This window comes from Bradyrhizobium sp. UFLA01-814 (genome assembly GCF_046718885.1).
Classification (GTDB): domain Bacteria; phylum Pseudomonadota; class Alphaproteobacteria; order Rhizobiales; family Xanthobacteraceae; genus Bradyrhizobium; species Bradyrhizobium elkanii.
In genome coordinates this window covers 1-13,401 of record NZ_JAQOSR010000205.1, presented here as the reverse complement: position 1 = coordinate 13,401, position 13,401 = coordinate 1, and the positions used below count along the sequence as shown (strand labels likewise).

The 13,401-nt window shown below is 57.9% G+C and carries 9 protein-coding genes and 2 pseudogenes; 4 read left to right on the top strand and 7 right to left on the bottom strand.

The features are described 5' to 3' along the window. Positions 1-331: 331 nt before the first annotated feature. A complete protein-coding gene (locus tag PMN64_RS37730; RefSeq protein ID WP_411784428.1) occupies positions 332-961 on the bottom strand; it encodes an acyl-CoA dehydrogenase family protein in 630 nt (209 codons plus the stop codon). 35 nt (positions 962-996) lie between these two features. Next, positions 997-1,875 (bottom strand): annotated as a pseudogene (locus tag PMN64_RS37725) (acyl-CoA dehydrogenase family protein); the annotation flags it as partial. 793 nt (positions 1,876-2,668) lie between these two features. On the opposite strand from PMN64_RS37725, the gene PMN64_RS37720 reads away from it, so the two are divergent. Beyond that, positions 2,669-3,334 carry an FkbM family methyltransferase gene (locus tag PMN64_RS37720; protein WP_411784427.1) on the top strand — a complete coding sequence of 222 codons (666 nt, stop codon included), beginning with the start codon at positions 2,669-2,671 and terminating at the stop codon, positions 3,332-3,334. Between the two features lie 111 nt (positions 3,335-3,445). Beyond that, complete coding sequence (locus tag PMN64_RS37715) at positions 3,446-6,538, top strand: multidrug efflux RND transporter permease subunit (RefSeq protein ID WP_411784426.1); 3,093 nt, start codon at positions 3,446-3,448, stop codon at positions 6,536-6,538. Between the two features lie 184 nt (positions 6,539-6,722). Here PMN64_RS37715 and PMN64_RS37710 read toward each other — a convergent pair whose 3' ends face one another. From PMN64_RS37710 to PMN64_RS37700, 3 genes are all read right to left on the bottom strand, one after another. Beyond that, on the bottom strand, positions 6,723-7,379 hold the full coding sequence (locus PMN64_RS37710) for an anthranilate synthase component II (RefSeq protein ID WP_411784425.1): 657 nt from the start codon (positions 7,377-7,379) through the stop codon (positions 6,723-6,725). Continuing rightward, positions 7,376-8,770, bottom strand: coding sequence for an aminodeoxychorismate synthase component I (pabB, locus tag PMN64_RS37705; RefSeq protein ID WP_411784424.1), 1,395 nt, complete (start codon positions 8,768-8,770; stop codon positions 7,376-7,378). Before pabB ends, PMN64_RS37710 begins: the two co-directional genes overlap by 4 nt. A gap of 99 nt (positions 8,771-8,869) precedes the next feature. Beyond that, the gene (locus tag PMN64_RS37700; protein WP_411784423.1) at positions 8,870-9,229 is read right to left on the bottom strand and encodes a Dabb family protein; all 360 of its coding nucleotides are present in this window, start codon (positions 9,227-9,229) and stop codon (positions 8,870-8,872) included. Between the two features lie 959 nt (positions 9,230-10,188). Here PMN64_RS37700 and bioD point away from each other — a divergent pair. Both bioD and PMN64_RS37690 read left to right on the top strand, forming a co-directional pair. Next, positions 10,189-10,830 (top strand): dethiobiotin synthase, encoded by a 642-nt coding sequence (gene bioD / locus PMN64_RS37695; protein ID WP_411784422.1) that lies wholly within the window; start codon positions 10,189-10,191, stop codon positions 10,828-10,830. Continuing rightward, positions 10,821-12,086: an adenosylmethionine--8-amino-7-oxononanoate transaminase gene (locus PMN64_RS37690; RefSeq protein ID WP_411784421.1), complete on the top strand. Its 1,266-nt coding sequence runs from the start codon at positions 10,821-10,823 to the stop codon at positions 12,084-12,086. Before bioD ends, PMN64_RS37690 begins: the two co-directional genes overlap by 10 nt. Positions 12,087-12,366: 280 nt before the next feature. On the opposite strand, the gene fcl is transcribed toward PMN64_RS37690, so the two are convergent. Together fcl and PMN64_RS37680 are read right to left on the bottom strand one after the other, a co-directional pair. Next, positions 12,367-13,308 carry a GDP-L-fucose synthase gene (fcl, locus tag PMN64_RS37685; RefSeq protein WP_411784420.1) on the bottom strand — a complete coding sequence of 314 codons (942 nt, stop codon included), beginning with the start codon at positions 13,306-13,308 and terminating at the stop codon, positions 12,367-12,369. Continuing rightward, positions 13,289-13,401 (bottom strand): annotated as a pseudogene (locus PMN64_RS37680) (GDP-mannose 4,6-dehydratase); the annotation flags it as partial. The pseudogene PMN64_RS37680 and the gene fcl, both read right to left, overlap by 20 nt.

Here is a 13,401-nt window from a genome sequence, read left to right as displayed (position 1 = left end):
GTTTGCCTCCATCCTTGGCACAGCGACGCGAATCTACTGCGAATCTATGATTGCGAACTTGTGACTCGGGACACTAGATCGTCGTTGGCTGGCTCATATTCACTAGAGCAATCACTCCATCGACAACCGCTCTTGATCACATGGAAGTTGCCGCTAATCACACGCACTTCCTTGCCGGACGTCGATCGGCAAATAGGACTTGATCCGCCGCTACTGATCGTCGTTCAGCCTGAACGGGTGTATTGTATCGCCGTTGCCCGAAGCGCACCGCAGAGGAATCAGCAAGCGATCAGCCGTCAATGATCTTTCTGCGTATCGACCTAGCAAGATGTTATACATACTGCACCAATTTGAGGTGATCGTCTGTGAGGACAGGTGCACCGATGGAAGAAACTGCATCTTGGAGGAAGGCATTCAGAACCCGGCTGGCGCGAATGCGGCCCTCGAAAGATTGCCGTGTCGGCGCGCGAGTGCGGAGAGTTGCTAACTCGGAACTGACTAGGTCAGCTGCTGCTGTGGCACAATCTGAAGGGAAGAAGCCATCAGCTGACATGATAGCTTGTGCCAGTCCTAGCGTGGTGAGCCAACCCGCATAGATTAGCACGGCGCCGTCTGTCTCGTTCAGTCCGGAAAGTTCCTCCATCATAGCGGCATGGATTTGCGCCGCACCAAGAGACAGAAAAAGATCGGCTATCTCGTCACGTGTGGCTCTAGAGAGAAGGCAGCGGCCGAGATGCGACAGAAGCGCCTCGGTCGGACCTTCGAAGATGCGTAGAATGCGAGCGTCTCGATAGATTTTAGCCACCGGTGTTCCCTCATCGTAACCACGGCCGCCTAACAGTTGGACGCACTGATCTGCGACGACGCCGCACCATTCCGACGACAAAACCTTCGTTGCCGAAGCAAGGTGGACGTTGGGTGCGCCCTGCGCTGAGACAATTCGGCAGGATGCACCCAGCATTGCCTTACTTCCCGCCGGAGTACCATCTGCTCCAATAGCTGCGCGATATAGCTGTTCTCAATCATGCGCAGCTTGCCTAATCGACGATGGTTTGCATATGAGGCTGCGACCTGGAGAGCGCGCTCAAGGGCTCCAAGGCCCATGGCAGCCACACCGATACGCCCGCGGTTCATACTAGATGTTGCTGCCCCCCAGCCGTCTTGATCGCGAGATAGCACGTAAGCACTCGGCACCTCGACATCCTGAAACTCCAGGGTATTTTGAATGATGCCGCGTAGACCGAGGGTGCGATGCTCGTGTGTGACCTTTAGGCCCGGAGCCTGTCTATCAACTAGTACGGCAACGAGCCGACCTTTCGCATCGGGACCAGAGGCTCGCGCAAAGCAAACGATCCAACGAGCCCAATCGGCGAGGCCGATCCAAATTTTGCGACCAGAGATGCGAACTCTATCTTCGTGCATGAAAGCCGAGGCCTCGATATGCCGCGGGGCAGAACCAGCTTGAGGCTCTGTCAACGCGAATGCGCAAAGGTCGCCGCGTGTTGCACAGGACATGACGTGCCTCTGTTCAGGGATGTGCGGCGCCGCCTCGATGCAGGGCAATGCCAAGAAGTTATGAATGACGAGGGTAGAGGCAGCCGAGACGTCGAAGGATGCAGTAGCGGAGATGAGGTCGATGGCCTCTTGCAAGGGAAGAGCTATTCCGCCGTGCTCTGCTGGTGTAGTGAGCCCGAACAGTCCATGCCTTGCGAACATGCTGTGTAGTGTCGGAGGGAATGCTCGACGGTCATCCGCGTCTGCGAAATTCAACTGACTCAAATCATCGATCAAACTGGAATATAGACTAGGTGCGCGACGACCGTGCGGTGCGCGTTCCTTTGCTTCCCCGAATAGGCAGTGAACTTGAGTGGACATGGCCTCCCTCGACTATCTAGATAGTATAAGGCCATATGATTGCGCCCGCGATCGTGCCAGTCATCCTCGGGGATAACTCGATTACACACCGGTATAGCTCGATTGCGAGCGCAGCGTAAGGTGCCCGTCCGAGGTTAGCCGCACAACGGTTCCGGGCGCATGAGCGAGGGACTATGGTCGCTGAGACGTTCAGGCGGCTGCGACGGGCTTCTTATCGGAGGGGTTTCAACCGCACGCAGGCGTTTTCCATTCCTGGCGAGGCTACTCTGCAGGCGGAACGCAGGCAGATCGGCGATGGGCGAGGCATCGGTGGCCCTGGCTTGCGGGTCAACGTCGTTCAAGTGTGCGGTGGTGAGACGCGTCAGCAATAGCAGTGCGCTCCGCCGCGCTGAGGCAAAAGTTCAGTTGTGTCTTCCAACAGCGATGCCGCGGATGTTCGTTCCCCAGCGTTTATCGTTGCTGGTCAGGCAGAGTCTGCCGTCTTCAAGGAGGTTGGCGAAGTCCCGGCCCGGTGGTTGACATCTAGTCGAACAGCTCGCGAACCTCAGAGGACCGCGAGAGCGCGGCGCGTCGAATGCCGGACCATTCGTGCAACTTCCTTTCATCTGCAAACCTTAGTATAGGTTTTGCAACCCGTTCTATATCGCCTGCTTACCTCTGTAGAGTTGAGCCACCCGTCTGGTTTTTGTACTTTCAGAGTCGAGGCTAGATCTCCGAAGGTCGTCAGTGATCGGCAAAAGCCTAAGCTAACTTGATTTTGTTGCGAGCCATTGAGGCGTGAGGACAGAGTTAAATGGAAACACGTGAGCCCGGGTCCGCATTGGAGGTCCATCAGCGTATTGTTTCGTTCCTTCAGAAGCCAGATCCCGTGATCTTGGACATAGGCAGCTACGACGGAACTGACTCGTTACGTTTTCTTCAGCTTTGCCCAGAAGCTCATATCTACTGCTTCGAACCGGATCCCCGGGCGATTGCTCGGTTCAAGAAAAACATTGGTCTCTATCTCGAGAAGATTCGTCTATCGGAGATCGCGATTAGCGACAAGAATGGTAGCGTCGACTTCCATCCAAGCAACGGAGATAGAGAGGCAAAGGATTGGGCTCTTTCTGGATCGATACGGCGACCAAAGAATCATCTTACCGAGTATGAATGGGTTCGGTTCGATAGCCCGATATCGGTTGAAACCCGACGCCTGGATGACTGGTGCGCCGAGGCCAATCTGAACAAAATTGATTTGATCTGGATGGATGTGCAAGGAGCGGAGGCTGATGTCTTCGCTGGCGGCAGGCAGACCTTAAACAATACGCGCTTCATCTACACCGAATACAGCGACAAGGAGCTTTACGAAGGTCAGCTGACCCTTCAGGCCATGCTGAAGCTTCTACCTTCATTCGAAATGGTCGCCCAATATCCTCGCGAAGTAGAGGGCGATGTGTTGCTCAGGAACAAGAGCCTTTAGAGCAACCGATTCCGCTTCCCTCACGCTACAGACCTTAGCCGCAGTCTCCGCATCGATGATAGGGCGGTGACTTGCCGAATTTGCGTCGGTCTATTGAATGCGAGCGCCGCGATGGCATTTACCGAGCTTTTCATCAAACGTCCGGTACTGTCGATCGTTGTCAGTCTGCTGATCCTGCTGATTGGCCTTCGCGCGGCCGCCGTTCTGCCGATTCGGCAGTATCCCAAGCTGTCGAATACGCTCGTCACTATCACGACGTCTTATCCTGGTGCCTCCGCGGACATGATCCAGGGGTTCATCACCACCCCGCTGGAGCAGGCGGTCGCTTCGGCCGAGGGTGTCGACTACATTACGTCCTCCTCGGTTCTCGGCACCTCGACGATCCAAGTCTACATCAAGCTCAATTTCGATTCCAACGAGGCGCTCACTGAAGTGCTTTCTAAGGTCAACTCGGTCAAATATCTGATCCCGAAGGAATCGAACGATCCTGTCGTCACGAAGTCTACCGGTCAGACCACCGCTGTCATGTATATCGCCTTCTCCAGCGAAGAACTGACGGCCAGCGCGATATCCGACTATCTCTCGCGGGTGGTGCAGCCGATTATGTCAACTGTAGAGGGTGTCGCAGCGGCAGATATCCTGGGCGGCCAGACTTTTGCGATGCGACTTTGGCTCGATCCAGTAAGAATGGCGGGGCACGGAGTGTCGCCGGCTGAGGTTTCAGCTGCAATCGCCGCCAACAACTTCCAGGCCGCGGCTGGTCAGGCCAAGGGCTATTTCATCCTTTCTGATATCACGGTCGACACTGATCTGCGGAGTGTCGAGGACTTCAAGCGCATGATCGTCAAAGCCAATGACAGCGGCTTTGTGCGCATGGAGGACATTGCGACCGTCGAGCTTGCCGCGCAGACCACAGACGTCAGCGTCGCCATGAATGGTGAGCACGCGATCTTCATCGGCGTGCAGCCGAGCCCGCAAGGAAATCCCCTGAACATCGTGCGAGGTGTTCGAGCGTTGTTTCCGGAACTGGAGCGCAATCTGCCGCCGTCGCTGAAGATGAAAGTGGCCTACGACTCCACAAGGTTCATTCAATCATCGATCGATGAAGTGAAGAACACGCTCATTGAGGCCGTCGTGATTGTGGTGCTGGTCATCTTCCTCTTCCTGGCCTCGTTGCGCTCGGTCATCATTCCCGTCGTCACCATTCCGCTGTCGCTGGTTGGCGTCTGCAGCATGATGCTGGCGCTGGGATTTTCATTGAATCTCCTGACCCTCCTCGCGATGGTGCTTGCGATCGGTCTCGTGGTGGACGATGCGATTGTCGTCGTTGAAAACATTCATCGCCATCTGGAAAAAGGCGCGCCGCCCATACAGGCCGCCAAGATCGGCGCGCGCGAGATTGTTGGCCCCGTCGTCTCCATGACGATTACGTTGGCCGCCGTGTATGCGCCCATCGGCTTTCTCGGCGGCCTCACCGGTGCGCTGTTCCGCGAATTCGCGCTTACGTTGGCTGGTTCGGTGATCGTGTCTGGCGTGATCGCGTTGACGCTGTCGCCGATGATGTGCTCGGTCTTCCTGAAACGCACCGAGGAGGGGCGCTTTGCGGCATTTGTGAACCGCGTGTTCGGCGACATGACACGCTGGTACGGCCGCAAGCTCGACCGCTCGCTCGACTATCGCCCGATTACCGGGCTGTTCGCGCTGACCATGCTGGGCCTCGTCGGCTTTCTCTATATGCATATTTCCAGGGAACTTGCACCTGAGGAAGACCAAGGCATCGTATTCGCAATATCCAAGGCGCCGAAATACGCCAACATCGACTACCTGGACTACTACGGCACCAAGGTTGACAACGCGTTCCAGAAATTTCCCGAGACCGATCTGCGCTTCGTTCTGAATGGCGTTAGCGGTCCGCAAGGCGGCATGGCAGGCATGTTGCTCAAGCCATGGGACGAGCGCAAGCGGTCGTCGATCGAGCTAAAGCCGTTGGTCCAGGCTGAGCTGTCAAAGATCGAAGGCATCAACTCATTTGCCTTCAGCTTGCCGCCGCTTCCGGGTGGATCGGGTGGTCTGCCAGTGCAGATGGTAATCAACTCGACGCGTGGCTTCCAGTCTGTCTATGAGCAGATGTCGAAGCTGAAGGATGCCGCGCGCAACAGCGGTCTGTTCATGGTCAGCGACTCCGACCTTGAATTCAACCAGCCGGTGCTACGAATCAAAGTCGATCGCTCCAAGGCTAACAACCTTGGCGTCACCATGCAGAACGTTGGTAGCGCGCTCGCCACCCTACTTGGCGGAAACTACGTCAATCGCTTCAATCTGCAGGGCCGCTCTTACCAGGTGATCCCGCAGGTGACGCGCGAGAAGCGCCTGACGCCGGAATCACTGGGCAGCTATTTTCTGAAGACTGCGGCAGGTTCGATGCTGCCGCTGTCAACCGTGGTTTCCATCGAGACGGCAACTGATCCGAACGTGCTCACCCATTACAACCAACTCAATTCCGCGACCTTCCAGGCCGTACCGATGCCCGGCGTCACGATCGGGCAGGCTGTGGACTTCCTGGACGGGGAGGCAAAGAAGCTACCCTCAGGCTTCAGCCACGACTTCCTTGCCGACGCCCGCCAATATGTGCAGGAGGGCAATCAACTGGCCATCACCTTTGCATTTGCACTCATCATCATTTTCCTGGTGCTTGCGGCGCAGTTCGAAAGTTTGCGAGATCCGCTCATCATCATGATCAGCGTACCGATGGCGATCGTCGGCGCGTTGATCCCACTATTCTTTGGTGCGGCGACCATGAACATTTACACCCAGGTCGGACTGTTGACATTGGTCGGGTTGATTGCCAAGCACGGTATCCTGATGGTCGAGTTCGCGAATGAGCTGCAGCTCAAGGAGAGACTCGATCGCCGCTCGGCCATCGAGATGGCGGCGCGCGTCCGACTCCGTCCAATCTTGATGACCACGGCGGCGATGGTCATGGGCCTCTTACCCTTGTTGACCGCAACGGGGGCGGGCGCCGCGAGCCGCTTCTCGATCGGGCTCGTGCTCGTCGCGGGCATGTCGATCGGCACGCTGTTCACGCTCTTCGTGCTGCCCGCGGTCTATGTCGCGATCGCGTCCGATCACCGCGCTGACGCAAGCGCTGACCAAGCCGAGCTCGACCTCACCGGGGCAGCTGATGCCCATCTGGCCAATCGATGACGCTGAACGCTCCCAGGCGCAGGAGCCGCGAATTACGCTTCCGGGGTTCGCCCGCGCCACGAATTGCTGCCGTCGGTCGACCGAGGGGCGCTCGATCGCGCCTCTAGAGCGATCAAGTCACTGAGGTCGCGAGCAGAACTCCTGCTAGCCGGCCAGACTGAACCAGCGGCTGCAGTGCGCGCGATCATATCCTGGATGGTGGCTCGGATGCGTCCTTTGAAAGAGGCGTTGCCAACGGTTCGTGGGCGTCGATTCTCCTGCTCGCGAAGGCGTTTGCAATTTGCAAGAAGCTCATCAGCAGCATGGACCCATATTGGGTCAATATCGATTCCGGATGAAACTGTACGCCATAGGTTGGGTGATAGCGATGGGCGAGGGCCATGATCTCGGTTTCGTCGGAGTGCGCCGTTACCTTAAGATGTTGCCTGGATGCTTCATCCAGCTCGACAACGAGCGAATGGTAGCGACCGACGCAAAGTGGGGACGGAAGTTCGCTGAACAGCCCACGACCGTCATGCGTTACGCAGGAGGACCGACCATGCATAGGGCGACGAGCGCGCACGACGCGTCCGCCGAAGACGCTGCCTATACACTGGTGTCCGAGACAAATACCGAGAATTGGGACGCGACCTGAAAGTTCGCGCACCACGGCGGTCGATATCCCAGCCTCCATTGGCGTGCAGGGACCGGGCGAAATGACCACTGCGCGCGGTCTGAGGCCGACAATGTCGGTAAGGCTGAGCGCATCGTTGCGGATTACTTCCGTTGCTTCACCTAGTTTACGGAAATGGCGCGCAATATTGAAGACGAACGAATCGTAATTGTCGATAATGACAATCAAGGTGCACCAGGTGTTGTGGCCTGAAAGGCCTCAAAGATTCGCTGTGCCTTGGCGAGCGTCTCCTCGTATTCGGCCTCTGGATCCGACATCACCGTTATCCCGCCACCTGCATGAAACGCAGCCAGATCATTATCGATCGTCACGGTGCGGATCGCGATGTTTGTATCCATGTGCCCGTTGAAGCCGATGAAGCCGATCGCCCCGCAATAGACCTCTCGTGCTACTTGCTCGATGTTCGCGATGATTTTCATCGCCTGCACCTTTGGAGCGCCGGTCACGGATCCTCCTGGAAAACAGGCGCGAAGCAGACTAACCGCGTCTTTGCCTGTCGCAAGTTCGCCCCTCACGATCGAGACGAGATGGTGCACTGAAGCGAAGGACTCGAGGTCGCACAGCGCTGGAACGTCGACCGAATCCGCAGTGCAAACGCGCGACAGATCATTGCGCAGAAGGTCGACGATCATGATGTTCTCGGCACGGTCTTTTTCGGATGCAAGCAGGATTTCACCGCGGCGCTGATCTTCTTTCGGGTCGGCGGAACGCGCGATCGTGCCCTTGATGGGGCGCGTTTCGACCTGCCGTCCATCAAATTTCAGGAAACGCTCCGGGGAGCTCGACGCAATGGTCAGCTCGCCATAGCGCAGGAGGGCTGCAAACGGCGCCGGGTTTAATGAGCGCAGTTGGCAGTAAAAGGAGAGCGGATCGAACAGGGGCGACACCCTGGCATTGAACCGTTGGGCAATGTTTGCCTGGAATACGTCCCCTGCTAGAATCAGATCGACGACGCGCTGGACCGCCGCGATGTAGCCTTCACGGCTGAAGTTCGAATGCCATGCGCCCGCCGTGGCAGGGATTATAATCCGCGGAACCTTTGGATTGGCAAGCAGCGCCGAAAACTCGTCGGCGCGACGACGCGCGCGCTCGGTTCGTCGAGCGGGGTCTTGCTCCGGCCATCCGGTGGAGACGATCCAGCACCTGTTGTGGTGGTGGTCGAAGCTGACGACCACGTCGTAGAAATGCAGAATCGAGTGGGGCAAGCACTGACCGGGATTTGCCGGCGCCGGCAATCGTTCCAACGTCCTATTCAGATCGTAAGCAAAAAAGCCGGCCGCGCCTCCCTGGAAGGGCGGAAGATCAGGGCGATGCTCTTCCCGATATCTGGCGAGAAGCGTGCGAAGCACTACCCAAGGATCGCCCTGAATAGTCTCGCCATTCCAACTTGCATGTCCATCGGTAATCAAATAGGTGCTGAACGGTTCGCACGATAGATATGAATACCGCCCAAGCGTTTCATGCCGCGCTGCGCTATCAAGAAAGGCAAGGTGTGGCCGGCGCGCAAGGCATCGCAGTGCCTTGACGGGCTCGATCCACTGCAATTCACGGACGTCCATAGTGCTAGCGATCACCGATGGTTGGCGGGGTTCGAACCGATCGTCCAGAGAAAGGCCACGTTTCGTCCGAAACGGACGAACCCTGGGCTGATCATCAAATTAGCCTGTGTCAGCCGGCCGGCTGCGCCGAGCAATTTGGCTTAACTCCGCCGCTCCAGCGAAATGGACGTCTGTTGATAGTTCATAATCGGCGGCAAAGCGCAGCTCCCGGAGTGGTCGTACGCGCCGGATCGCCTCCAGATACAGATTGTGCGTTTTGTACGCTGCAAGATCTCTCTCGCTATCGAACTCACCATAGACAACGACATCGATATCGTTGCCGAGTTGATCGCTCTTGCGGTTACGTGCAATTTCGAGTCGGCGTGCATGTGGGATTGTAGTGAGAACCGATAGACCGTCGATGATTTGGTCGATATCGGCCTTATCCTTGGCCGTGAAGAACACGATGTGACGGATCATGGTGACCGCAAAGATGACGCTGCAACTCGGCCGCATCCTTAGCCCGGGATCAGGCTCAGCGCAATGCTGGCGCCGCCGCCTTACGGCAGAAGCAAGGGTTGCCGCTCGTCCGGCAGTTGGAGCCTGCGGCAGAAGCTCGCAAGAACCATCTCTTTGATCAAAGCATTTGGACTACCAGGGGGCCAATGGTCTGAATGTGGCGCGCGAGCAGGTGGCACGGCTTGATCGACGTTGCGCGCTCGCAGCACGCGTTTAGCATCAGGCGGCGCCCCTGATTGAGCTGCGATAGCAAGCCGCTAGGGCGCTCGACTGCGAGTACAAATGGAAGAATTTGCAAGCTCCGCTGAGGTTTGCGAGTAATCACGGCATCACGGTGGGGGCACCAGGTGGATAAGGTGCAACTGCTGCTGGACACCGCAGCATGACAACGGACGCGTCGGAATCTTCAACGTCGAACCCGAGCGCGGTTTGCCGCCTATGTGATTGCGCACCATGGGACCGGCACGATAGGTCGGCCTCACCGTTTCACTTTAGCATTGTGACGAACCGCGGGACGTGGCGGCTCGCGAAGAGACGATTTGCAAAGGCAGCAAATCGTTTGCGCCGGCCGCTGCGACCCGCAAAGCATCAGGTCGGGCTGAACATTCTCCGGGGCCCCGATTCATTCAGCATCTTTCGATAGGTGGTTCGCGGACCACCTCGAGTACGTAGCGTACTGTTCTGAGACAATTAGGATACATCTTTCGGCTCCAAGCGCAGGTCGGTCCGGTTCGTACAGCGATCGCACGCCTACGGCGAGCGCGATCTGGCAGACAACTGATACGATCGACGAATAGTCGGTCGCAAGTAGCGTTCAACGTTAGATTTTAGCCGGTCTGCGGATTTCAATGACGCTCAATGTCGTCGAGGATGACGTCCATGCTCGACGTTCTGTTCGAGGAGATATGAGGTGAAGCTCGATGAGGCTGCAGCAGATCGTGGTGATTGGCACGGATACCGGAATTGGAACGACGATCTTCTGCGCGGGGCTGACCAATCTCCTCGGCGCGAGCTATTGGAAACCAATTCAGGCGGGTCTTGCGGGAGAGACCGATACAGAGCTGGTCGCAAGGCTCGGCAGTCTCACATCCGATCGCATCGTGCCGGAGCTTTACCGCCTGCGAACTCCCACTTCGCCCCATCAATCCGCCGAAGCCGACGAAGTTCGCATCGACACGGATTCGCTCAATATGCCCGATACCGGGGAGCGGCAACTTGTGATCGAGGGGACCGGCGGGCTGATGGTACCGCTGAGTGGCAGCACACTTTACATCGACATCTTTGAGCGATGGCGGCTTCCAGTCGTGCTTTGCGCGAGCACTGCGTTGGGAGCGATTAACCAGTCGCTGCTCTCAATAGAGGCTCTCCGAAAGCGTCACATCGACATTCTCGGAATAGCTTTCGTTGGTGAGAAGAACCCGGAAGCTGTGAGGGCGATTTGCGAGATGGGCCGGGTCCGTTGGTTAGGGCGCTTGCCCTGGATTGCTCCTTTGTCGGCAGACACGCTGCAGGCCGCGTTCAACGCTTCATTCCGTCGAGATGATTTCAAGCCATGGCGCTAAAGAAGAGGTCGCCGATCTGGCATCCGTTCACACAACACGCGCTGCAAGACGAACTGATCAAGATCGTGCGCGGAGATGGAGCTTATCTCTACACGTCAGAGGAGCACCGCATCGTAGATGCAATCTCCTCCTGGTGGGTTGTAACCCATGGCCATTGCCATCCAAATATTGTCAGAGCAATCCAGGAGCAAGCTGGCAAGCTTAACCAGATCATCTTTGCCGGATATTCCCATGAGCCGGCCGAGGAGCTTGCGGCGCTGCTATTGAAAGTCGTGCCGCGTGGTCTCGACCATGTCTTTTTCTCCGATGGTGGTTCAGGCAGCGTGGAAGTCGCCTTAAAAATGGCGCTCGGCTATTGGCATAATATTGGCGAGCAACGCATACGCATTGTCGTGATGCAACATTCCTATCACGGCGACACGGTTGGGGCGATGTCGGTTGGTGCCCGCGGCGTATTCAACGTGGCCTACGGGCCGCTGCTGTTCGACGTGACCTCGGTTCCGTTCCCAGCAAGCGGCCGTGAACAGGTGACTCTTGATGCGCTCGAGGCCGTATGTCGAAACGAAATTCCAGCGGCGTTTATCGTCGAGCCTCTCGTGTTGGGGGCTGGCGGGATGCTAATGTACCCCGCCTGGGTGCTCAAGGAGATGAAACGGATCTGCGAAGTATCTGAGGTTCTGTTCATCGCCGATGAGGTCATGACCGGTTGGGGTCGTACCGGATCTTTATTCGCCTGCGAGCAAGCCAACATCACACCAGATATCGTCTGCTATTCGAAGGGCATCACGGGAGGTGCGCTTCCCCTCGCGGTGACGCTTTGCCGCGGTGATATTTTTGATGCGCACTATTCGAAAGATCGCACGCGTACGTTCTTTCACTCGGGTTCATATGCTGCGAATCCGGTGGCCTGCGCCGCAGCGAAGGCCAACCTCGATCTTTGGCAAGACAGCGCGTCTCGTGATCGCCTGGCATCGGTCGCCACTATGCAGGAGCGGGCGATCGAGCCATTCCGTAGGGATCCGCGCTTTGCAAACGTCCGCCGCACCGGAACCATCGCAGCGCTCGATCTCGAGGTGAGGGATACGGGCTATCTTGCGACCGTCGGTCCGAAGCTTCAGGCTTTCTTCAAGGCGCGAAATCTGCTGCTGCGCCCGCTTGGTAACACCATCTACGTGATGCCGCCGTACTGCATTACGGCTCCAGATCTCGACGACATTTACACGGGCATTCGCGAAGCAGCCGATGCGTTGATTTGAAGGCGCCATGCGCATCCAACGTGGTCTCTCGCAATTCCAGCGATCGCACGATGATGACGTTTTCGAATCTCATCTCGGCACTCGTTGCGGCAAATGCTCTGCGCGTCTGGACGGCGACGATCTCCAAGTGTGCCAATGCAGTCATGAGACGATTATGCTGGGCGGCGGATCCACAGCGCCTTTGCTGCGCAATTCTTTGATGGCGCAGGATTTGTCAAGTCAATCTCGCCGCTAGCTACTTATTTTGTTCCGGACGAGCAGATCGATTTTGGCGGCATCTCTATTTCTCATCGAGAAACGTCCGGTAGGCGAGGGCGATGCCATCCTCGAGCGAGGTGGTGGCGCGCCAGCCGAGCCTGGCCAGCCGGCCGACGTCGAGCAGCTTGCGCGGCGTGCCGTCCGGCCGCGACGTATCGAAGCTGATCTCACCGCGGTAGCCGACAGCAGCGGCAACCACGAGGGCGAACTCGGCGATGGTGATGTCCTCGCCGGTGCCGATATTGACCAGCTCGGGCGAGGAATAGGTCTTCATCAGATGGACGCAGGCGTCGGCGAGATCGTCGACATAGAGGAATTCGCGGCGCGGCGTGCCGGTGCCCCACACCGCGACGTGGCCGGCGCCCGAAACCTTGGCCTCGTGGAAGCGACGGATCAGCGCGGCAGCGACGTGGCTGTATTCGGGGTGATAGTTGTCGCCAGGGCCGTAGAGATTGGTCGGCATCACGCTGATGAAATCGGCGCCGTACTGGCTACGATAGGCCTCGGCCATCTTGATGCCGGCGATCTTGGCGATGGCATAGGGCTCGTTGGTCGGCTCCAGCGGGCCGGTCAGCATCGAATCCTCGCGCAGCGGCTGCGGCGCCAGGCGCGGATAGATGCAGGACGAGCCGAAGAACATCAGCTTCTCGCAGCCATTGGCGTGCGCCGCCTGGATCACGTTGCTCGAGATCGCCAGATTGTCGTAGAGGAATTCGGCCCGCAGCGTGTTGTTGGCGACGATGCCGCCGACCTTGGCGGCGGCGAGGAACACGGCCTGCGGCCGCATCGCGGCAAACCAGGCGTTGACCGCGGTTTGGTCGCGCAGGTCGACCTCGCTGCGCGACACCGTCAGGAGATCGGCCTCCTCGCGCGCCAGCCGGCGCATCAGCGCCGAGCCGACCATGCCGCGATGACCGGCAACGAAGACGGTCTTGCCCTTCAGCTCAAACGCCGTGCTTGCCATTGGCCGCGTCCTGCCAGGCCTCGACGAGATCGCTGGCGACCATTTCCTTCACCAGCTGCGCGAACGGCGTCTTCGGCGCCCAGCCGAGCTTGG